This window comes from Rhizocola hellebori (assembly GCF_016862955.1).
Lineage (GTDB): Bacteria > Actinomycetota > Actinomycetes > Mycobacteriales > Micromonosporaceae > Rhizocola > Rhizocola hellebori.
On sequence record NZ_BONY01000027.1, the window covers coordinates 18708 to 40325 of the forward strand.

General features: G+C 67.3%; 20 protein-coding genes. 10 read left to right on the forward strand and 10 right to left on the reverse strand.

Going from position 1 to position 21618, the window contains the following annotated elements; genetic code table 11:
- Window positions 1-57 precede the first annotated feature (57 nt).
- Window positions 58-1308 (reverse strand): VldE C-terminal domain-containing protein, encoded by a 1251-nt coding sequence (locus Rhe02_RS22215; RefSeq protein ID WP_203910239.1) that lies wholly within the window; start codon window positions 1306-1308, stop codon window positions 58-60.
- Between the two features lie 130 nt (window positions 1309-1438).
- Between Rhe02_RS22215 and Rhe02_RS22220 the strand changes: the two genes are divergently transcribed.
- Window positions 1439-1960, forward strand: coding sequence for a hypothetical protein (locus Rhe02_RS22220; protein WP_203910240.1), 522 nt, complete (start codon window positions 1439-1441; stop codon window positions 1958-1960).
- A 106-nt stretch (window positions 1961-2066) separates the two neighbouring features.
- On the opposite strand, the gene Rhe02_RS22225 is transcribed toward Rhe02_RS22220, so the two are convergent.
- The gene (locus Rhe02_RS22225) at window positions 2067-2912 is read right to left on the reverse strand and encodes an NAD(P)H-binding protein (protein WP_203910241.1); all 846 of its coding nucleotides are present in this window, start codon (window positions 2910-2912) and stop codon (window positions 2067-2069) included.
- A 40-nt stretch (window positions 2913-2952) separates the two neighbouring features.
- Between Rhe02_RS22225 and Rhe02_RS22230 the strand changes: the two genes are divergently transcribed.
- The 3 genes from Rhe02_RS22230 (at window position 2953) to Rhe02_RS22240 (ending at window position 4835) form a co-directional block, all read left to right on the forward strand.
- Window positions 2953-3366, forward strand: a complete 414-nt coding sequence (locus tag Rhe02_RS22230; protein ID WP_203910242.1) for a winged helix-turn-helix transcriptional regulator — start codon at window positions 2953-2955, stop codon at window positions 3364-3366.
- Window positions 3367-3444: 78 nt separating this feature from the next.
- Window positions 3445-3942 carry a SigE family RNA polymerase sigma factor gene (locus Rhe02_RS22235; RefSeq protein ID WP_203910243.1) on the forward strand — a complete coding sequence of 166 codons (498 nt, stop codon included), beginning with the start codon at window positions 3445-3447 and terminating at the stop codon, window positions 3940-3942.
- A complete protein-coding gene (locus tag Rhe02_RS22240; protein ID WP_203910244.1) occupies window positions 3939-4835 on the forward strand; it encodes a hypothetical protein in 897 nt (298 codons plus the stop codon). Before Rhe02_RS22235 ends, Rhe02_RS22240 begins: the two co-directional genes overlap by 4 nt.
- Window positions 4836-4845: 10 nt before the next feature.
- On the opposite strand, the gene Rhe02_RS22245 is transcribed toward Rhe02_RS22240, so the two are convergent.
- The 4 genes from Rhe02_RS22245 to Rhe02_RS22260 are packed head-to-tail and all read right to left on the reverse strand — an operon-like array spanning window position 4846 to window position 9597.
- Window positions 4846-5706, reverse strand: a complete 861-nt coding sequence (locus Rhe02_RS22245; protein ID WP_203910245.1) for an SAM-dependent methyltransferase — start codon at window positions 5704-5706, stop codon at window positions 4846-4848.
- Window positions 5707-5745: 39 nt separating this feature from the next.
- Window positions 5746-6771 (reverse strand): 5'-3' exonuclease, encoded by a 1026-nt coding sequence (locus Rhe02_RS22250; RefSeq protein ID WP_203910246.1) that lies wholly within the window; start codon window positions 6769-6771, stop codon window positions 5746-5748.
- A gap of 19 nt (window positions 6772-6790) precedes the next feature.
- Window positions 6791-7222 carry a roadblock/LC7 domain-containing protein gene (locus tag Rhe02_RS22255; RefSeq protein WP_444544526.1) on the reverse strand — a complete coding sequence of 144 codons (432 nt, stop codon included), beginning with the start codon at window positions 7220-7222 and terminating at the stop codon, window positions 6791-6793.
- A gap of 23 nt (window positions 7223-7245) precedes the next feature.
- A complete protein-coding gene (locus Rhe02_RS22260; protein WP_203910247.1) occupies window positions 7246-9597 on the reverse strand; it encodes a sensor histidine kinase in 2352 nt (783 codons plus the stop codon).
- Window positions 9598-9910: 313 nt separating this feature from the next.
- On the opposite strand from Rhe02_RS22260, the gene Rhe02_RS22265 reads away from it, so the two are divergent.
- From Rhe02_RS22265 to Rhe02_RS22290, 6 genes are read left to right on the forward strand one after another with little or no spacing between them, the layout of a single operon-like run.
- Window positions 9911-11122, forward strand: a complete 1212-nt coding sequence (locus Rhe02_RS22265) for an ABC transporter substrate-binding protein (RefSeq protein ID WP_203910248.1) — start codon at window positions 9911-9913, stop codon at window positions 11120-11122.
- Window positions 11122-12330: an amidohydrolase family protein gene (locus Rhe02_RS22270; RefSeq protein ID WP_239123991.1), complete on the forward strand. Its 1209-nt coding sequence runs from the start codon at window positions 11122-11124 to the stop codon at window positions 12328-12330. Before Rhe02_RS22265 ends, Rhe02_RS22270 begins: the two co-directional genes overlap by 1 nt.
- The gene (locus Rhe02_RS22275) at window positions 12315-13064 is read left to right on the forward strand and encodes an ABC transporter ATP-binding protein (protein ID WP_203910250.1); all 750 of its coding nucleotides are present in this window, start codon (window positions 12315-12317) and stop codon (window positions 13062-13064) included. Before Rhe02_RS22270 ends, Rhe02_RS22275 begins: the two co-directional genes overlap by 16 nt.
- Window positions 13064-13873 carry an ABC transporter permease gene (locus Rhe02_RS22280; RefSeq protein WP_203910251.1) on the forward strand — a complete coding sequence of 270 codons (810 nt, stop codon included), beginning with the start codon at window positions 13064-13066 and terminating at the stop codon, window positions 13871-13873. Before Rhe02_RS22275 ends, Rhe02_RS22280 begins: the two co-directional genes overlap by 1 nt.
- The gene (locus Rhe02_RS22285) at window positions 13870-15021 is read left to right on the forward strand and encodes a substrate-binding domain-containing protein (protein WP_203910252.1); all 1152 of its coding nucleotides are present in this window, start codon (window positions 13870-13872) and stop codon (window positions 15019-15021) included. The genes Rhe02_RS22280 and Rhe02_RS22285 overlap by 4 nt, the downstream gene beginning before the upstream one ends.
- Window positions 15018-16382: an FAD-binding oxidoreductase gene (locus Rhe02_RS22290; RefSeq protein WP_203910253.1), complete on the forward strand. Its 1365-nt coding sequence runs from the start codon at window positions 15018-15020 to the stop codon at window positions 16380-16382. Before Rhe02_RS22285 ends, Rhe02_RS22290 begins: the two co-directional genes overlap by 4 nt.
- A 26-nt stretch (window positions 16383-16408) precedes the next feature.
- Here Rhe02_RS22290 and Rhe02_RS22295 read toward each other — a convergent pair whose 3' ends face one another.
- From Rhe02_RS22295 to Rhe02_RS22310, 4 genes are all read right to left on the reverse strand, one after another.
- Window positions 16409-17290 carry a DUF6891 domain-containing protein gene (locus tag Rhe02_RS22295; protein WP_203910254.1) on the reverse strand — a complete coding sequence of 294 codons (882 nt, stop codon included), beginning with the start codon at window positions 17288-17290 and terminating at the stop codon, window positions 16409-16411.
- A gap of 54 nt (window positions 17291-17344) precedes the next feature.
- On the reverse strand, window positions 17345-18340 hold the full coding sequence (locus Rhe02_RS22300) for an arabinan endo-1,5-alpha-L-arabinosidase (protein ID WP_239123983.1): 996 nt from the start codon (window positions 18338-18340) through the stop codon (window positions 17345-17347).
- Window positions 18341-18425: 85 nt separating this feature from the next.
- The gene (locus Rhe02_RS22305) at window positions 18426-20009 is read right to left on the reverse strand and encodes a PH domain-containing protein (protein ID WP_203910256.1); all 1584 of its coding nucleotides are present in this window, start codon (window positions 20007-20009) and stop codon (window positions 18426-18428) included.
- Window positions 20010-20058: 49 nt separating this feature from the next.
- Window positions 20059-21573 carry a class I adenylate-forming enzyme family protein gene (locus Rhe02_RS22310; protein WP_203910331.1) on the reverse strand — a complete coding sequence of 505 codons (1515 nt, stop codon included), beginning with the start codon at window positions 21571-21573 and terminating at the stop codon, window positions 20059-20061.
- Window positions 21574-21618: the final 45 nt, after the last annotated feature.

Below are 21618 nucleotides of genomic sequence, written 5' to 3' on the forward strand. Positions count from 1 at the left end.
CCCGGCGAGGAGATGCCGGGTGGGTCCGCTTCGGAGGATCCTCAAGGCACGGGGAACCTAAAGGAAGATGACCCCCTGGGTGTCCTGGCCGTTGCCGTTCCAGTCCCCGATGACCGGGATGGCCCCCGGGTCGCCGTAGGGCTGGACGCGGGTCACCGTCCTGGTGTCCGACACCGTCAGGAAGTAGAACGTGCTGTTCGAGGGACGGTAGACACCGATCTCGGCGATGCCGTCGGTGATCCAGTCGCCGACGATCGGGATGTCGCCGAAGTTGCCGAACGGCACAGCGCCACCTGTGATCTTGTAGAAGGTGATGTTGCTGGGACGGTAGACACCGATGTCGTCGCGGCCGTCACCATTCCAGTCGCCGATGATCGGCAGGTCACCTGCGTCCCCGTACCGGATAGGCGCAGGAGCCGGATCACCGTCGAGCATGTGGAAATAGAAGGTCTGGTTGCTGGGCCGGTAGACGCCGATGTCGTCGCGGCCGTCGCCGTCCCAGTCCCCGGCGATCGGCTTGTCGCCGAAGTTGCCCAAGCGCACCACCACATCGGCGTTACCACCGGTGCACGGACAGTTGCGCAGGTAGAACGTCCAGGTGGTCGGATCGTAGAGCCCGATCCCGTCACCGAGGTAGCTGTCCCAGTCGCCCGTGATCACCTCGGAAGCGCCGAACCCGTAATAGAAGAAGGGCAACGTGTTGGCGTTCGAGCTCAGCGAGTCGGAGAGAGCGAACAGCGGGGTGGAGTTGCGTGACCGGAAGAAGCTGGTCTCCTTGCGCGCGCCCGCCCACGACATGGAGAAGTGGACGTGGTCGGTGTGTGGGTTGGACCCGCCGTAGGACACCCAGTTCTTGTTGCTGGTGGAAGACCACAGCGAGATGATGCGGCGGTTCCAGATGATTTCGCCGATGCCCAGCCGGCGCGCGTTGGCATGTGCGTTGCCGCGCTCGTCAGTGGACAGCAGCCAGGTCAGGACTTCGTTGACCCGGGCCGCTTCGAACCCGTCGGAAGCGTTCATCCCCCAGTCCCAGGCGCGGCTCTCCCGGTGGTAGGAGGTGCTTTCGCTGCAGTTGGTGTAGCCGAGATGACGCCCGCCCGCGCCGGCGAGCACCATGTCGTGCAGGTAGACCGTGCCCGCCTGCGGTGTGGTGATGCATGAGGTCGGCAGCTGCCGCAGCGGGTAGCCGTCGATGCCGGTGTAGGTGCCGGCCGTGCTGCTTGCGGCGTAAGCGCCGCTGGCGGCGGTCAGCTGGCCCGCTAATGCCACCGTGACGACCGCGACGACCGTCAACGTACGTCGGAACATGGTTCCCTCTCTGGTGATTCGTCCCCGCTTTCCACGCCCGCGGGCTGGCCCCGACGCTATGAAATAGCTCGATATATTCTCGATACGCGGCCGATATCCACCGGCTGCTGACCGAAATGGACGGAGTGCCATGTCGCGACCGACGCCACCCTATGCGCCCGCGGGCATGCCGCCTGCTCGCTCACGGACTGGGCTGATAATCGGCATCGTCGCGGGCGCTGCGGCTCTGGCACTGGTGGTATGCCTCGGCGTTGGCTACCTGATCCTCAGGTCGATTCACCAGAAGGTAACCACCCAGCTGGCGCAGACATCGCCCTCGCCTATGCAGGAGCAGGCCTACAGCAAAACCTTGCAGACAACGAAGTTTCAGCTGCAGGTAGATATCAGCCCGGCCAAGACCGGCGAGAACATTGTTCACCTGTACGCGTTCACGCCCGCCGGCCGCCCGGTGAGGGTCGAAGAATGGAAGGTGACCGCGTCACTGCCCGCAGCTGGGATCGACCCGGTGAGCGTGCCGGTGTTGGAGCTCAGCGAGAATCACGCGGTGGGGACGATCTCGTTGACAGCCCGCGGACAGTGGCAGTTCCAGTTCACGTTGCGCATCGCAGAAGGAGACCAGGATTCGGTCACCGCCCAGGTGCCGATCAGGTAGAGCTCGACCGTCCGATCAGGACGGACATACAGACCCACCTCCGCGAACACATCGATGACGGTAGTGGGCTGACACAAGGCCAGCCCACGTTCGCGCGACGCTAGCCTTATTGGGAAGCCGCCACCGCGACCGGCAATGCGGGCCGCGGTGCGCGGGCAAGCAGTGTGGCAAGGTCTCCGTCAACGCTGCCAAGGAATCCGGCCGCCACCGCGGAGTACATCGACATCACCATGGGGGGCTGGAAGGGCAGCAGATTGGCGTGCGCCAGCGCCCGCCGCTGATCGGCCAAGGCCACCGGCTTATAAGGCACGTCAAGCGCGGCGGCCAGCTCAGCGGCGGTCAGGGCCACCGATCCGACCAGTTCGTAGCAGCGATTCAGGTGGGCCTGTGGCGCTGCTGCCACCGCAACAGCAGCGTCGGCGAGATCCTGCCTGGTTACCGCGGCCAGCGCCCCGTCGCCGAAAGGCGCCGTGATCACCCCGTCTATCGGCGCGGCGAGCAGGCCGAACAGCTCGGCGTAGAGCCCGTTGCGCAGGATGGTCCAGGTCATCGAGCTGCGTTGCAGGCGCTGCTCGGTCCAGCGGTGAGCAAGGGCGAAGGCCAAATGATCGCCCGCGCCGGTGAGGCTGGTGTAGATCACGTGGCGAACGCCCGCCTGCTCAGCGGCGGAGATGACCCGGTGGTGCCGGGCGATGACCACATCGTCCTCGCCGTAGCCGGCCGAGATGAGAAGCAGGGTCTGCACTCCTGACAGGTCCAGCGTCGCTGGATCATCGAAGTCAAGCATTCGCCCAAGCGCCGCGAACCTTGCGGGTGTGCGGGTTCCGGCTAGCGGGGCGAGGCCCTTTTCGACCAGTCCGGCATGGACAAGCGCGCCGAGGTTTCCCGAGGCGCCGGTGACGAGCAGCATGGCTGAGCCCTTCAAGTGGTTCTGATTAGGAACTAGCCTCATCTTCAGGAACCACGACGGGCGCGGACAAGGAGGCACTTCAGTGTCATCAGGGCACACGGCGGTAACCACTGCGCTGCAGCCATGCGGGCTGCCCGAGCATCGAAACTGCGGAATTCGCGAGGTCCTTGACCGCATCGGCGACAAGTGGTCGGTGTTGGTCATCGCCGAGCTGTCGCCCGGGACCCGCCGCTTCCGCGAGATTCAGCGCGGCATCCACGGCATCTCGCAGCGGATGCTCACCCTGACCCTGCGCCGCCTGGAACGTGACGGGCTCGTGCTTCGCACCGCCTTCCCCACCGTCCCGGTGACCGTGACCTACCAGCTGACCGATCGCGGCAGGAGCCTGACCCATCTGGTCCAGCAACTGGCGGACTGGTCACTGGCGAACATGGCGGCGGTAGCGGAGTCACGCAGAAGATGGGACGCCGCGAATCCGGAGTCCATGATCGTGTGAGGCACTCCAGGAAACCTGGGCTGATCGTTGGCAACCATTTGCCGGCCTGCGGTTGTTGATGAGCCGAGGAGGTCTGCAGTGGAAGATTTCGATGCTTATGTCGTAGCGGCGTGGCCGAGGCTTGTGCGCTCGGCCTGGCTGCTGACAGGGGACTGGCATAGGGCGGAGGACCTGGTGCAGGCGGTCCTGGCAAGGGCTTATGGCCGCTGGTCCCGCATTGGCGCCGACTCCCCCGACGCCTATCTGCGCGCGATGCTCGCCACGACCTTCCTCACCTGGTGGCGGCGGCGCTGGCGGGCGGAGATCCCGTCGGCGACCATCGCCGAGAGCGCCGGGGTCGACGAGCACGCCCGAGCCGAGCTGCAGCAGGTGGTCCGCGACGCGCTGCTTTCGTTGCCCCATCAGCAGCGCGCCGTGCTCATGCTGCGCTTCCATGCCGATCTGACCGAGGCCGCCACCGCCGACGCGCTCGGCATCAGCCTTGGCACGGTCAAGTCCTACACCGCCCGTGCGCTGGCCGCTCTGCGCCAGCACCCGAGCCTGAGATCCTTTGTCCTGGAGGGGGCAGCGTCATGACATCGGCGAACCTGCGAGACCTCCTCGACGAGGCCACCCGGGACATTCCCGCATCTGTTGCCCAGCCACCGCTTTCGGCCATCCGTGACCGTGTCAAGCGCCGCCGGGCCGGCTTCGCCGCGACCGGTGTCGTGGCCGCGGTCGCCCTCGCGGTCGCCGTGGCTATCCCGCTCCAGCTCGCCAAAGCGCATCGGCCGGCGCCACCGGCGGCCACGCCGTCCGCCTTCGCCTGGGAGTTCGGCTACGTCGACGGCGCCGAGCTGACCGTCTACGCGACGAGGCTTCCTCCATGCACGTTCCTGGACAACCCGACCGTGGTGTCCTCGCATACCGACGGGTCGTACACCATAAGGCTTATCGGAGATCTGGGCACCACTTCCGGTTGCGCCACCTCGGGTCCCGGGGCCAGCGGCCCAGGCCGCCTGGCAACGGCGAAGGTACAGCTCGATGGAACGATCCCACTCGATCTGATCAGGGATGCGGTGAGCCGACAGTTCCGGCCTATTTACAGCCGCGCGGAGCTGCCGGTCGGATTCACCGAGGGGCTGGGCCTCATCTTCGAGTGGGGCTATCAATCCGTCGACGATGCCTATGCGGAGTTCTATGGCAGGTTCCAGACCCAGAACTCGTATTCGCCGCCCATCGAACTCACTGGCGTCAGTTTTTGGGGACGCGGCGTGTTCGCCGACCCGCCACCCGTCATCGGCGGCGAGCCGGCCAGCTTCGGCCCGGTCAGCGGCTGGCTTGCGCCGCAGAGCGATGGCAGAGCCTGGCGCTTCCTCTGGTACGAACCTCGGGGCAGCTCATGGATCGTTTACGAGGCGACTCCCGACCGAGGCTATCCAACCAAAGCCGATCTTGTACACGTGCTGGAGAAGCTCAAGTGGCAGTGAAAGGGCGCGCTCAGAGATCGCGGCGCAGCTCGAGGAAGCGGTAGCTGAGCAGCCCGCGGGTCAGCGCGTGCTGAAGGGCGTTGCCGCCGACCAGCGACCGCCAGTATTCGCCGGACGGCCGAAACACCCGGCCCACGGCCAGCAGCGCGCTGATCCAGCGGTCGCGGGGGCGGCGCAACTCGAGCCCCGACGTCAGGTCCAGATCGCGAACCAGGGCCAGGCCGTGCTCCGCAGCCAGCTCGCGCACCTGATCCACGGTGAGCAGTGAGGTGGCGTGCCAGCCGGTCCGGAATTCGTCAAGCCAACGGGCCGAACGCGACGATGAGGGCACGGCGGCGGAGGTGAGAAAGTCGTCGCAGATGACGAGGGTGCCACCGGGGCGCAGGGAGCGAGCCGCTTGCGCGAAGTAGCGGCCGGCGTCGGGGCTGTGCAGGAACGCCTCGATGGAGAAGGTGAGATGAGCCCGCCCGGCCAGGTCGTCGGGCAGCGACAGGTAGTTGCCCTCCCGACAGCGCACGCGTGAGCCGGCCCCGGCCTCGGCAATCAGCGTCGCGGCGCGCGCCGCCTGCAGCGGGCTGATCGTGATGCCCTCGCCCTCAAGGTCGATCTGGCTGGCCAGATAGAGCAGGCTCGCGCCCAGCCCGCAGCCGAGGTCCACCACGGTGGGCTTGGCGACGCCGGGCGGAAGGGCTTGCAGAATGAGCTCGTCGACGTGGTGGAACGACGCCTTGCGCGTGGTCACCCCGGGGCCCCAGACCGCGCGATGGATCGATGCCCCGCCCTGGCCGAGCCGCTCGAAAGCGGCGGCGTTGTTGTCGTAGTAACGCCGCACCCGTTCGGCACGCTCGGCCGCGTCAGCCTCGGAGATCACGAAGGCCCACTTTAGACGATCCGGACAGCTGCAGGGAGGTCAGAACAGGGTCAGCTGGCCCGGGATGGGGTCGTAGCGGCCCCGGCGGCGGGGGCGGACCATCCAGGGCCTGGTGTCCTGGTGACGCTGATCGCGACTGGGCGGAGGCGCGCCGCCGGTGATGGCCCACAGCGAGGGACCGAGGTTGATGCCGCGGGCGGACAGGACGCGTCTCATGTGCGCCAGGTCGAGGGGAAGCCGGGCGGTGTCGAGCTCTGGCAACGGCAGGTCGGTGCGCATGCGCATGATCCGCCGGTTGCGGGCGACATTTTCGCGCATGGCCGGGGTGCCCAGCTGCTCGGTGGCACGCTCGCCCACGACATCGCGGACGGTTTGGCCGTCGCCGCGGTCGATGGCTGCGAAGGCGGCCTCCACCGAGCCGAACGCGGCGAGGAGGCGGGCGGCGGTGGTGGAGCCGAAGTGATGCACGCCGCGCAGATTGTCCGACGGGTCACCGCGAAGGGCGGCGAAATCCCTGTACTGCCAAGGTTCCACGCCGCAGAGGTCGGCAAGGCCCGCGGGGTCGACGAGCACCGCCTCGTCGAAGCCTCCGTTGCGCACGCGCAGCACCGAGGTCGACTGGTCGATCAGGGCGAACGCATCGCGGTCGCTGGTCATCAGCACGCTGCGCCATCCGTGGCGGCGGGCGTGCTCGGCGCCGCTGGCGAGAACGTCGTCGGCCTCATAGGAAGGCGGAACCACCGTGCAGATGCCGGTGGCTTGGAGAAGCTGCGGCGCGTCAACGATTTGCGACGCGAGATCGACAGGCTTTTCCGCCCGATGTGCTTTGTACTCTGGGTAGTCAGCCTTGCGCGCAGAGTGGTCGGGGCAGTCGAAGCCGACCATCACCGCATCGGGACGCAGGTGCGCCGCAGCCCGAGCGATGTAGCTGACCAGGCCTTTGAGCGCCCACACCGGGCGTCCGGCGGGATCCCAGAGGGGCTCGGTGGAGGCGGCGTGGTAGGCGCGATGGAGCAGGCTGTTTCCGTCAAGCACGAGCAGCAGCGGAGCGGGGGGTGCTTGCACCGCCACAGACTATTACCTATCAGCGGGCGGCGCTTGGCACGAATGGCTTTTGCAGCTCGGCGCGCAGCGCAGGGGTGAGTGCCTCGCCAGCCTGCTTGGCCAGCTTGGCCATCTCGTAGCCGACCACGCCGATCTCAGCGCCATGGGTGGCCAGGCAGGCCAGGCACGAACCGTCGCGGATCGACATCACGAGCAGATAGCCTCGGCCCATCTCGACCACGGTCTGGCGGACCTGATCGCTGTCGAACATGTGCGCTGCGCTCTTGACCACACTGACCAGGCTGGAAGTCACTGCGGCGAACCGGTCAGCGCTGTCGCGCGGAAGGTGTTCGGACGCCGCCACGAGCAGACCGTCGGAGGAAACGACCACCGCGTGCACCACCCCGGCGACGCGTTCCGCGAAGCCGTTGAGCAGCCAGGTGAAGTCGCTTGCCGCCTTGCTGATGTTCACGATCTTTCCTCCGGTGGTTTGGTTCACGTGACTGGTGCGGTGTCTTCACTGTCAGCGCGGCGAACGCCGGCGTAGAGATTCGACAGGATGGATGCGGTGTCCTCGGGGTTCAGCTCCGCTGCCTCGGCCGTCTCGACCACTTCGACCATGACCATCGCCCTGGCCGCGGCTCGATTGCGTTTGGGCAGACCGGACGAGGTCACGCCGATGCTCTCCGCGCGGGCCGGTTCCGGTGGCGCGGCTGGGTGATCGCCCGGCTCGCCAGCCGCATCCTTGGACCACCAAACGCTCGTTCCAGCCGTGTCACGCTGGCGCAGCACGCTGGCGACCCGCCTGGGTGCCCGGCCGTTGCCGGATACGGCTGGTTTGGCAGTGGCCGATTTCGATGCGGCCGACTTGTTTCCGGCACGCACGAAACGGCCGGGCTCAGGGGCGTCGCTGCCTTCGGTGGAAGCCGCGGGGGCGTCGGTGACCAGCGCCGCCGGAAGGCTCACCCGTGCGGTCACGCCAGGACGGCCATGGCTATGGGCGCCAACGCTGCTGGCGCTGAGCGTCACCGCGATGTTGTGCCGCTTCGCGAGGTGCCCGACCACGACGTGGCCCATCAGCTCGGCCGTCGACACATCGATGCTCGCCGGTGAGGCGAGCTGCCGGTTGGCTTCGACGAGCGCGGTGGGCGACATGCCGATACCGGTGTCGACTATGACGATTTCAGCTCCACCCTCCGCAGTGGACTCTGCCCTCAGGGTGACGGTGGTGTCGGGCGGGGAGAACGACACGGCATTCTCGAGCAATTCTGCTACAAGGTGAACGAGGTCGGTGACCGCGTACCCCGCGATGTAGACACTGTCGACAATCTCGGTCTGGACCATTGTGTAGCGCTCGATTTCCGCCGTTGCCGCCAGCGCCACCGTGTTCAGGTCGACCGGCTGGCCCATGCCTCGGGTGGTGCCGCCATCGGCGAGCACGAGCAGGTTCTCGTCGTTTCGCCTTAGCCGGGTCGCCAGGTGGTCGAGACTGAACAGGTTGGAAAGCCGGTCGGGATCGGTCTCGGCGGACTCCATGGTGTCCAGCAGCCGAAGCTGCCTTTCCACCAGCGCTTGGCTTCGCCGGGCGAGCTTGATGAAGATTTCGTTAACGTTGCGTCTCATATTGGCCTGTTCCGCGGCAAGCCTTACCGCGCTGCGGTGCACAGCGGTGAAGGCCTCCGCGACCTCACCGACCTCGTCGTGCACCCGCACGACAATGGGTTCCACTCGAAGAGGAGGCGCCTTGGTGGGCATGGCACGCAGCTGCCCGATGACCGAAGGCAGCTGATGATGCGCAATTTGCAGCGCTTGCTCGCGCAAACTGCGAAGGGAGAACACCATCCGGCGTCCGATCGCCACCGACGTCACCACCGCGATGGCCAGCAACGCCAAGGTGGCCAGCGAGCCGGCGACGGTGCTGCCCCACTGCTCACCGCTCGCGCCTTCCACGACATCGGTGGCGTTGGTCAGCAGGCTCTGCTCGACCTCGCGCATCAGCTCAAGCTGCGTCGTGCTGGCCAGCCACCACTGTTGCGCGTCAACGCCGAGAGCTTCAGCGCCCGCGTTGGAGATGATCGTCTGAAGTAGACGGCCCGCATTGCTTACCGCCTGACCGGTGACCGCGTCGTCAAACCGCTTGAGCTGTGCCTGATCCGCGTCTTTCCGAAACCGGTCGATCGCAGCCAGTGACTCTGCCCTCACATCGGCGATGCGCTCCGACTCGCCTGGGTCAAAGGCGCCGCTGAGACAGACGATATAGAGGTGGCCGCGAATCTGGGCGGTCAGCTCCTTGGCCAAGGCAAGGTTGGTGAAGCCGCGAACGATGCGCGCCACGTTGGCGTCGCCACCGACCTGCACCGGCGCCGGAAGCAGCGCCTGCAAGCTCGCGATCATTTTGGTGTACGCGTCGAAAGCGGCCTGCGTGCGCAGCCAGCCCTGGCCCGCCCCCGCGCGCAGCTGCTTCAGCTCCCCCAGCGTGGCGTCGGCCTGCGTATAGGCCTGCGCCACCGTCTGGTCGTCGAGCAGTGGTGAGGCGGCGCGCCGAAACGCTTCCACCGCACGGTCAACGGCCGTCCACTCCGGAGCGAGACCCGCGACGTCACGGTCGGTGCTGCCCTCACGCGCGCCCAGCGCGGCGAGCATACCCGCCGAACGATCGCGCTCGCGTTGCAGGTCGTGCACCAGCGCGGTGACCTCGCGGCCCAGCGCGACCTGCTTGGCGAACCTGTCCAGGCTCGACGCCGTGCCGACCGACGAGGTGACCTGCACCCCGGCCACCACGAGAAAGCCCACCAGCGGGACGGTTAGCACGGCTGCCAGTTTCAGCGCGACCCGCCAGTCACGCATTCGCATTGCTGAAGGTCGGCGGTGTGAAGCGACAGCTGTCCTCTGATGACGACTTCGTCGCGTCACCTGAACATCACCATTGCCCACCTGACCGCACCACCAAGCTTGCAAAAATTTAAGTAAGCGATAATAGTCGCCGGGTACATCTAACCCGGGGACGAATTGCGCAGCAAGTCGGGCCACGGCAAGAGTTCAACGCAACATTCCACAACCGACTCCAGGGGTTGAAACTAGCAGCTCGGCACGACAAGATACTCCGGTGCACGACCCCGAGAGCAATCGTTGTAAACTTATGTATATAACTATGTATCGCTTGGCGCTAGTTCTGGGCGCGACATCTGTCGTCCTTTCTGGTTGCACAGCAGCGGACAAGACACCGCCGGCCCTGGCCATAGGGGTGCTGTCCGCGACCACCGGCGGCGACGCCAAGGCCGGTGACGACGCGGTTCGGGGGGCACAGCTAGCCGTTGAAGTGGTCAACGACGACCACAGCAAACTGCCTGTCCTGCTTGGGCCCGGCATAGGGCTTCCGCGTCTCAACGGCGCCAAGCTCACTCTCGTCAGCGTCGACACACGCGGCAATCCCGAAGAGGCGGCCCGCCAGTCCATCGATATGGTTACCCAACGGCACCCGGTGGGAGTCATCGTGGCCGACTCCGCACAGGTGGCGGCAGCCACCGCAAGCGAGATGCAGCGACTGCGGGTGCCCCTGCTCGACGCGAGCGGCACCGCCGACTACCTCACCGAGCTCGGCCTCGACTGGTACTTCCGCACCGGGCCAAGCGATCGGCTGCTCACCGAGGGCGCCTTCGCCATGCTGCGACGCGAGCTGCCGGCCGGCGCACCCAAGGTGGCGCTCGTGGCCGAGGCGGGCGGCGACAGCGCCACCGGGTCCAGCGCGGTCAAGGAGGCTGCCGAAAGGTCGGCAAGCTCAGTGGTTTTCGAACATGAGTGGCAAGGCGGCGACTCGGCCAACGCCGAGCTGATCGCCAAGCTCAAAACCAGCGGTGCGGAAGCGGTGGTGGCATGGGCGCACACGGCCGGCGGCGCTGCGGGGATAATCCGCACGGTCGCTTCGGCGACGTCCCGGCCCGTTGTGGGCCTGGGTAAGGGTTTCCGCCAGCTGACCCAGCCTCCGGCCACGGGCGCGATGATGCTGCGCTCGGTGGCCTGGTCTGCCGAGTTCGCCACGCGAAGCCCGGCGGCCCAGGGCGTGACACAACTGTACGAAAAGCGCTTCGGCCACCCCATGACCGATGCGGCGGCCGCCGCGTTCACCTCGACCATCGCGCTGGCGGTGGCGGTGGACGCCAGCGGTTCCCAGGACACGGCGGCCATCCGCACCGCGCTGCGGCAGGAGTCGCTTCCCCCCACCCAGATGATCATGCCGTGGAACGGGGTCCAGTTCGCGGCCGACGGCCACAACAGCCGGGCCGCGGGCACGATCGAAGCCTGGGAGGGCACCACCTACCGCGTCGTGCATCCGGCAGAGCTGGCTGCGCGCCCGTTGCGTTGGCCCGCGTGATGTCTGCAAGTGGCACGCTACTGCTTCGCGGGGTGACCCTCGAAGACGGCCGTCACACCAACGTGCTGCTCCGCGGCAACGTCATCGAGGCGGTCGGAGCGCAAGCGGGAGACGAAACACTCGACCTGGAGGGGTACCTGCTGCTGCCCGCCCCGGCCGAGGCACACGCTCACCTGGACAAGGCCTACACGGCCGACGTCGTGCCCAACCCGGCCGGTGACCTGATGGGCGCCGTGGAGGGCTGGCTGCGGCACCGGCCGACGCTGACGGCTCAGGACATCACGGATCGCGCGACCGCGGCGCTGCGCGCCTACCTCGCGCACGGGGCCACCGCCGTGCGCAGCCACGTCGACATCGGGGAAGGCATTGGCCTGCGGGCACTCGAGGCCGTGGTGGCCCTCAAGACACCGGTCACACCGCAGATCGTGGCGTTCGCCGGAACCCCGCTGTCCGGAGTGGATGGTGCTCAGAACAGGGCGATGCTGCGCGACGCGATGGCGGCCGGAGCGCACGCCGTCGGCGCCTGCCCGGGGCTTGACCCCGATCCCAAGGCGTGCATCGAGTTCTGCCTCGAGCTGGCGCAGGCTCACTTGGTACCCACGGATATGCATGTAGATGAGTGGCTTGACCCTGACCCTTGCGCACTGGCGTTGCTTGCTGAAATCGTGCTTGCTAGCAGCTTTGAGCAACAGGTCACGGCGAGCCACTGCGTGAGCCTGGGGATGATGCCCGCAGCGCAGGCCCGCGCCATCGCCGAAACGGTCGCCCAAGCCGGCATCGGCGTGGTGTGTCTGCCCCAGACCAACCTCTACCTTCAGGGCAGGCAACACGATTTCGCCCCGCCGCGCGGGCTCACCGCGCTTTCCGTGCTGCGCCAAGCAGGCGTCGTCGTCGCTGCGGGCGGGGACAACCTGCAGGATCCCTTCAACCCCATGGGCCGCGCCGACCCGCTCGAGACCGCAGCGCTGCTTGTCGTGGCCGGGCATCACAGCCCGCAGCAGGCCTATGCGGCGGTGAGCGACCACGCGCGCCACGTGCTCGGCCTGCCCGCGGTGACGATCAGCCCCGGCTCACCCGCCGAGCTGCTCGCCATTCGCGCCGGCAGCCTGCGCGAGGCCCTCGCCACCACCCACCCGGAGAGGCTGGTCATCAGCGCCGGCCGGGTGGTGGCCCGCACCTCTATCCAAAGGGAATGGCCAACTTGTTAACCATCAAGGATCTCAGCGTCCGGTATCCGACCGGAACGCTCGCATTGGACGGGGTGTCGCTCAGCCTTGCGGCGGGCGAGTTCGTTGCCATCGTGGGTCCCTCCGGCTGCGGCAAGAGCACCTTGCTCAAGGTGGCCGCCGGATTGCTGGCGCCGACCGAGGGCTCGGTGGCGAAAACCAGTGACCACATAGGTTTTGTCTTCCAGGATCCGACTTTGCTGCCATGGCGCAGCGTGCGAAAGAACGTGGAGCTCATCGGCGAGCTGCGCGGCATGAGCCGCGACGACCGGCAGAAGGCGGCCACGGAAGCGATCGCGAAGGTCGGTCTCAGCGACTTCGCGCAGGACCGCCCGAGCACCCTGTCCGGCGGGATGCGCATGCGAGCCTCATTGGCCCGCACCCTGATCACCCGCCCTGAGCTGATGTTGTTCGACGAGCCGTTCGGCGCGCTCGACGAGCTCACCCGCGCCAAGCTTTGCGACGATGTGCAAACCCTCTTCGTGGCCGACCAGTTCGCCGGGTTGCTGGTGACCCACTCCATCTCCGAAGCGGTGTACCTGGCCGAGCGGGTGCTGGTGATGACCGACCGTCCGGGGCGCTTCGCGGGCGAGGTCCCGGTGCCCTTCGACTATCCGCGCCCGCCCGATATCCGTTACACCCCAGAGTTCGCCAAGACGACAGCCGGCGTCTACTCGCTGCTGCAGCCACCGTCTACTTCGGAGGATGGTAAGTGATGAGCCGTCGCCTGAAGGACTTCGTCGCCCCCACCGGTGTCTTTTTACTTGCCATCATTATCTGGTACCTGATCAGCACCGTGGTCATCGACGAGGGTCGGCGCTTCCTGCTGCCGCCACCGGATGCCGTGGTGCGGGTGGCCTTCCTGGACCCGGTGAACCTCAAGGACTTGCTTGCCGGGCTTGGTCTTTCCGCCCGGGTGGCGCTGACCGGCCTGGTCCTGGCCACGGTGATCGGGCTCAGCCTGGCCACGGTGATGAGCCAGGCGCGCTGGCTAGAAAAGTCATTGTTCCCCTACGCGGTGGTGTTGCAGACGGTGCCGATCCTGGCCCTGGTCCCCCTCTTCGGGTACTGGTTCGGCTTCGGCTTCGAAAGCCGGGTGCTGACCTGCGTGCTCATCGCGCTTTTCCCCATCGTGGCCAACGCCCTGTTCGGCCTGCAGTCGGTGGATCCCGCACTGCACCAGCTTTTCTCATTGCACGGCGCGAACCGGCTGACCCGGCTGTGGAAACTCCAGCTGCCCTCGGCCCTTCCCGCCATCTTCACCGGCCTGCGCATCTCCGCCGGAGCCGCCGTGATCGGCGCGGTCGTGGGCGATTTCTTCTTCCAGCAGGGACAGCCCGGCATAGGGCAGCTCATCTACATCTATCCCCGCCGCTTGCAGTCGGAGATGCTCTTCGCCGCGGTGATTCTCGCTTCGCTCTTCGGTCTGGCCGTCTTTTGGTTGTTCGGCCTGGCCTCGCGCCGTGTCACCGCGTGGCACGCGTCGCAGGAACCCAACCCCCTTTCCCCTGGAGGAAACAAATGAATACCACACGGAGGCTCGCCTTCGCGTTGGCCGCCGCACTATCGCTGACGGGGTGCCAAACCGCGCCCCCCGCCACGAACGCCGGGCCCACCCTCACCCCCGGTAGCGGCGGGCTCGACCTCGCCGCGGTCTGTCCCGCCACTGTCGTCATCCAGGCGGCGTGGACACCGGAGGCCGAACACGGCGCGCTCTACCATCTGCTCGGCGAGAACTACACCATCGACGCGGCGAGCAAGAAGGTATCGGGAAACCTTGTAGCAGACGGCAAAGACACCGGCGTGAAGGTGGAGATCCGGGCGGGTGGCCCGGCCATCGGTTTCCAGAACGCCGGCGCGCAGATGTACGCCGATCCGTCCATCATGCTGGGCCAGGTGGCCACCGACGACGCCGTCGGGCTTTCCGCCAAGCAGCCCGTGATCGCGGTGATGGCACCGTTCGACATCGCCCCCTACATGATCATGTGGGATCCGGCCGCCAACGCCAGCTTCAACTCGATCGTGGACATCGGCAAGACCAACACCAAGGTGCTCTACTTCAACGGCGCGACCTACATGGACTATCTGCTCGGCTCGGGCATTCTCAAGCGCAACCAGGTCGACGGCGCCTACGACGGCAGCCCGACCCGCTTCCTGGCCGAGCAGGGAAAGATCGCCCAGCAGGGATTCGCGACCAACGAGCCGTTCATCTACGAGAAGGCGCTGCCCAACTGGAAGAAGCCGGTCAAGTTCCAGCTCATCCACGACACCGGCTATCCGATCTACCCTGAGGCGATCGTCGTGCGCGCAGACAAGAAGGCCGAGCACGCGGCCTGCCTGAAGAAGCTGGTCCCGATCATTCAGAAGTCACAGGTCGACTACGTGCACAACGCCGCCGCGACCAACGACCTGATTGTCAAGCTCAACAGCGAGTTCAAAGGCTTCGCCTACCCCAAGGAGCAGGCCGCCTTCAGCGTCGAGCAGCAGCTCAAACTGAAGATCGTCAGCAACGGCGCCAACACCACCCTGGGCGACATGGACGTGGAACGGATTCAGAAGGTGATCCGCATCGTCAGCCCGATCTACGCCGCCCAGCGTAAGGACGTCAAGAGCGGCCTTACCCCGCAGGACCTGATGACCAACGAGTTCATAGATACCACCATCGGCCTGTGAAACCGCCACCCTTGGCCGAGACGGCCGCCGCGGCGAGCCGGCTGGCGCCCTCGCCGGCGACCGTGGCCTCGCTCACCGCGGCGCTGATCAAAGCTTTGGGTGCGCAAAGGGTCAGCACGGTGGAGGCGGCACGGCGTGCCGCCTCCACCGACTTCGCCCACCTCTCCCCGATCCTGACCGCGGCCCTGCCGGCCCGGCCGGCCGACGTGGTGGCCTACCCGGGCTCGCCCGCCGAGCTGGTCGAAGCGGTGCGCATCGCCAGCGAACACGGCGTGCCGATCGTCCCGCGCGGGCGCGGGACGGGCAACTACGGGCAGGCCGTGCCGCTGGCGGCCGGGCTCGTCATCGATCTGACCGGGCTGGAAAGCGTCCTCGATGTCGGCCAGGGCTGGATTCACGCCCAGGCGGGCGCCACCTTCGTCGCCCTGGAGGCGGCGGCCCGCCGCCGGGGACAGGAGATCGCCATTCAGCCCACCACCGTCGGCAGCACCATCGGCGGGTTCCTCGCCGGAGGCGCGGGCGGCATCGGCTCGATCGAAAACGGATGGCTCTGGGACGGGTTCGTGCTCGCCCTGGACACGGTCACCTGCCCACCCGGGCCCGCCGCGGTGACCCTGGTCGGCGAACAGTGTTCCGCATTCCTGCACGCCTATGGCGTGACCGGGATCATCGCCGCCGCCACGGTAAAGCTCACCCCGGCCCGGGAATGGCTCGCCGTCATCGCTTCCTTCGCCAGCTTCGCCGACGCCGTACAGGTTGGACAGTCTTTATTGGAGCTGGAACCGGCCGCCCGGCTCGTGTCGCTGGACGACCCGGCGCTGGTCGGCCTCTACCCCCCGGACGAGGCCCTGCCCGCTGACCGGTACAGCCTGCGAGCCGTGATCGAGGTGTCGGCCCGGGAGGCGGTGCTCGATCTGGTCAAAACCCATGGCGGCACAGCCGAATCGGTGACCCCGGACGCGATCGGCTATCTGTCCACCCTGTCGTTCAACCATGTCACCCTGCGGGCCAAGCGATCCCGGCCCGAGCTGTGTCATCTCCAGGTCTCCGGGGAGGCGCTCGTCACCCAGCCGCAGCGGGTGCGCGAGGCGCTGCCCGGCGCGATGCTTCACCTGGACGGGATGCGCCTGTCGCCGGACCCCGCCGCCCCCCGGCGCGGCCGCGGTTTCGGCGGGCTTCTGCTTAGCCCATTCCATGACACGGCAACGCTTTACGACGGCATCGCCCGCCTGCAGGAGCTGGGAGTCCATGTCGTGGACCCGCACACCTGGCTCCTAGGCGGGCCGGCGCTGCCCGGCATCCGCGCCGCAGCGGCCCACAACGACCCGCGGGGCCTGCTCAACCCGGGAAAGCTGCCTTAGGAACCGGCTTTGCTCACGTAGACCAATCAGTTCGCCGGGGGTCGGGCTGAACCCAGCGGCATCCAGGTGAGATGGTCGCGCCAGCCGTCCAGCTCGAAGGCCCAGCCGGTAAGCGCCGCGTGAGCGAGCCGCTTGTCGGAGGTCACCGCCTGGAAGTGATGTTCTTGGTCGCCGGCCCTGTACTCGACCACAAATCTCGAGTCATCGTCGAGAGTCACCTGCGAGAAGACCTCGGACGAGGCGCTGCCCGGCTTGGTAAGGACGAAATACTCCTCCTCACCCCTTTCCACATCTCCGAACAGCTCGAAGAGCGTCTTCTCGGAGGGATCGGAATACAGCTCGCCGCTCGCGCACTCGGCACGCAGCCACAGGTGCCGGCGCTGCCAGCGCAGATCGACCCGGATCCGCTTGGCCAGATCTCCGTTCCACGACACCTCAAGACCGTTGCGCTGCAACGCTTCCACCACTTCGTGCCCGATCGACTCGGGCGCTCCGCGCACTGAGCCGTAACACAGGCACAGGCCGCCACCCTCGACCGCGCCCTCGGTGTCCTGGAAGTGGTAATAGACGTATCCCCGCGCGCCCGGGGTTTGCCCGATCTCATCGCCAATCTCGGCATTGCCACACGTCTGGCAGCAGGTGAAGTGCTGCCTGGCCACCACGCCCGTGCTTTCCAGCTCGGCGAAAGCAAGGTCGAGCCGGTCGCAATCGGACATGTGCGAATCCGGCGGCTGGGCGAGGAGATGCTCCTGCCACTCCTGTTCCAGCAGGGCGGCAACGAGACCTTCGAGATCATCGCCTTCGTATTCGTCTTCAAAACACTCCACCGCGTTCACGGCGATCTCGTGGCCCTCGTCGAAGCCCATCGCAATCTGCAGCCGGATGAACTCGCGAACCTCCTCGCTCATGGCACGCAGTGTAATGAGAAGCTCGCTAGATTTGTCGGCTAGCGAGCTTCCTTTTTATATAACGAAAGGCCAACCACTGCTGTCCCAGCCAAGCAGGTTTATCCCCAGCCGGGCCGCGCCGTTGTCGGCATAGTAGTGGTAGAACAGAACATCCTGCCCGTTGTCGGCAACGACCGCGGGATGACCCGGCCCGTGGATCGAGCCGTGACCGGCCAGAATCTCGGTCCCCCCACCGGAAGTCAGGGCGGTCCCAGCGCGGTCCGTGTAAGGCCCGGTCGGCGAAGTTGACCGGCCCACCATCACGCGATAGGTGCTTGTCGCACCGCGACAGCACAGATCGAAAGCCACGAACAGGTAATAGAAGCCGCCGTGGGCGTAGACGAACGGCGCCTCAATCGCCCCGTTCGCGGTCTGCCGCTGAGCCAGCGCCCTGATCGCTGTATCGGAGGCGGAACGCATGCCGGTGGCCGGGTCGAGCCGGACCGCTTTGATGCCGGTCCAGAAGGATCCGAAGCTCAGCCACCACTGCCCCGCCGAGTCGACCACGAGATTCGGGTCGATGGCGTTGAAGTTGACCGAGCCGCTGCTTTCGATGACCAGGCCGCGATGTGTCCAGCTGCCGGCCGCGCCGGTCGGGCTGGTAGCCAGGAAGATCGCCGATCGCTGTGAGCCGAAGGTGGATGCGGAGTAGTACAGGTAGAACTGGCCATTGCGGAAGGAGATGTCTGGGGCCCAAAGGTTGCGGCTGCCGTTGGTGTAAGCGGTGGTCCAGGAGGCCCCATTGGGCCAGACCACACCGGCGTTCTGCCAGTTGACCCGGTCTCGCGAGGTGCGGATGGGCAGGTTGTTTCCGGTCGTCAGCAGCAGGTACGTGCCGTTGCCGGCCTTGACCACCGCCGGGTCGTGCGCCCCGGTGGATCCGGTGACCGGAGCCGGGTTGGGATAGGCCGCCAGGGGCGCGGCCCTGGCACCGGTGACCAGGACGCTAGCCGCGACAACGACGCCAGCGACCACGCCGAGTGCGGCCAGTCGGAACTTGCTGGAGGACATGACGGGTCTCCGCTCAACGAATTGACACATGACAATTCGCGTGCGCCGTTGGTGCTCCCGCCGGAAGAATAGCCCAGCTTCGATATCACCTGCCACTGTTGGCTATGGCTAGCAGGACGTACGCCAGCACGATGGCGCTGCCGGAGGCAAGAACCCAGAGCACCGGTGACCGCAGCGGGTAGTCCAGTGGCGGCGGTGGAGGCAGGTGAGCGGCAGGTGTGCCCGCGGCTCGTCGCTTGCTGTCGCGCAGGGCAGCGACCAGCTGCTGCGGGCTTCGCTCGCCCGGCGCCAGCCACCGGCTGATCCGATGGACGGCGATGACATGGTCAGCGCCCTCGGCCCGCAGCTTCACACCCTCGTCCAGCTCGATGGAGGACACGTCCCGCCACGGCAGGTGCTGAACGCCACGGCCGGTGACCACAGCGATCCCCTCGTCGTTCCAGGCCGCCCGGGGCCGCACCAGCACCCGCCACACGATCTCCGCCCCGAGCCCGGCCAGCCCGAGCGCCACAAGCACCGACACCGAGGGATGGAAAGCGCCGATGCACGTCACGAAGCCCACCATGGTCGCGCCGAGGGCCACCGCCGCGATCGACAGTGGCACCAACGCATAGGCCCTCTCCCGGGCGAGGCGATGGGTCCGCAGCAGGTCAGGGCTTGCCGATCGGTCCACCGCCGTCAGGTCCGCCGGATCAAACCCCAGCTCACGCCCGCCCTCGCCAGGGCCATCGCCCTCGCCATCGTCGGTGGCGGAAGCGGCGGCGGTTTGGGAGTGGGGATCGGACAGTGCCTCGATCGAGCCGAAGGGCGCCAGCAGTTTGGAGTCGAGAACGACCGCGCACCACCGGGTGGTGAGCGGATCGCCATAGAGCAACGCGGGTCGTTTCCGGCCGCTATCGGCATTCGCTCCGCGCCAGACCCAGCGCGGGCCGTCCTGCATCTCCAGCCTGGCCGGAAATCTAGCTTTGATCGGGATGTGGGCCACCGCCGACCCGGGCAGCCAAACGTAGACACCGGCCGAGTGCTCGACCACCTGAACCGGTCGGACCGGCTGCGGCGAGGCGAAGAACCGGCGACGCGACCGGTTGAGGGAAACGGCCCGCCAGCCCAGACCGAGGCCGAGACCGATCGCGGCCGCCGCCCAGGCGCCCCAAACGCCTTCGGAGCCGAACCACCAGGGCAGCCGCCATTGCAGCAGCCACCACAGCAGGCCCGAGCCGAGCGCCAGCAGCACTATCGAGGTGGCCGTGGTGCGGGCGGCGACCCAGGTGAATCTGGTCTCGGCGGGCGGCTGCTGCGCGGATGAGGACGCCGAGATCGTGAACCGATCGGAGGTGCCGCGCCAGGGGGTCAGCGCCAGGATCGCGCCACCCGAAACCAGAAGGGCGAAACTGACCGTGACCCAGGTCGGCGGATGGCCTTCCCGCAGCGCCAGCCGCCAGGCGGCCGCCGCCAGAACGGCGAGGATCTCCGCGGCGGTGCGGTGCATCCAGGCGACTATGGCGACCGCCAGCGCGAGGCCCAGGCCTAGCGCGGCCCACGGCACCTGGCCACAGGTCGTCCACGCGCAGGGCGGCATGGCCGGGATGGCGAAACCGACCGCGGCGAACCCAGCCACCGCGGCCAGCACGGCGTAGCCGATGAAGATCCCCGCGGCCCGGGTGGGCATGGGGAGGACGTGACCCGGAGGAAGCACACATTGATGGTCACGTAACCGGTCAAGCGTCGCGGACCTGCTGCCTAAGCTTTTTGCGATCCACCTTGCCCACCGAGGTCAGCGGGATGGCCTGCACCACATGGATCTCGCGCGGATACTTCGTGGCGGACAGGTGGGCCTTGGCGTGGGCGATGAGCTCCTCCTCGGTCGCGGCCGCCCCGGGACGCAACGCCACGAAGGCGACCACCTCCTCACCCAGCCGCGGGTCTTCGCGCCCCACCACCGCGGCCGACGCCACCGCCGGATGGGCGAGCAGGACGTCCTCGACGTCGCGGGGGAAGACGTTGTAACCACCCCGGATGATGAGATCCTTCTTCCGGTCCACAATGGACAGATAGCCGTCCTCGTCGAGCCGCCCGATGTCGCCGGTGGCGAACCAGCCCTGCACCACCGCGGCCGGGCCCTCCTGCGACGTGCCCCAGTAACCGGCCATCACATTCGGTCCCCGTACCACAATCTCGCCCTCCTGACCCGCGGCGACCTCCTTGCCGTCCAGGTCGAGCAGCCGTAGCTCGATGCCGGGGACGGGCTTGCCCACGGTGCCGGGCCGGGGCGCACTCGGCGGGGTGGCGCTGATGATGCCGGCGGTTTCGGTACAGCCGTAGCCCTCCATCACCACCGCGGACGGCACCCGCCGCTGGAACTCGCGGGCCAGCGCGGCCGGCAGCGGCGCGGCGCCGCACGACAGAAAGCGCAGCTCGGCCAGGTCGTAGTCTTCCAGCGGCTGGGCCAGCAGCATCGCCAGCATGGAAGGCACCAGCGCTGCCGCCTGTGCCCTGTGCTGCTGAGCCAGGGCCAGCCAGCCCGGGGCGTCGAACCATCGCTGCAACGCGGTGACCGGTGGCTCGGTGGCATGCATCCCGCCGACCGTGACCAGGATGCCGAACGAGTGCGCCAGCGGCAGGGCCAGCACCCCCCGGGTGATGCCGGAGACATAGGTGACCGAGCGCGCCGCGCCCGCACCCTCGCTGAGATGACCGTGGGTGAGCGGAACCCCCTTGCTGCGCCCGGTGGTTCCGCCGGTGTAGAGCAGCGCCGCGAGGCCATCCACGCCAACGTCCAAATAGTCCATGGCAGCAGCGGACTCCAGCTCAGCGAAGTCGACCACCCCGGCCATGGCCTCGGCGCCGGCCACGATCACCTTCAGCCCTAGCCCTTCCGCGGCCGGGAGCACCTTGGGTAGCAGCTCCTTCGTCGCGATCACGGCCACCGCACCCGAATCGACCATCACGTGCCGCAGCTCGGGCACGGTCATCAGAAAGATGGCCGGCGCCACCACCGCACCCGCGCGCCAGATGGCATGGTAGCTAACGAAAACCTCGGGGCAGTTGGCCATCATCACCACCACCCGGTCGCCGGGGGCGACGCCGAGGTCGCGCAGTCCGGCGCTGACCCGATCGGCTCGGGTGTGAATATCAGCCGACGTATGCCAGTTACCTTCGAAGAACAACGACGGATAATCGCCAAGTCGGTCCAGCGCGGTGGCGGCAAGACGTCCCAGATTCTGCCCATCCATGTTGGTCACTACAACACCTGTCTACCGTGAGGTCAAACGATGGAG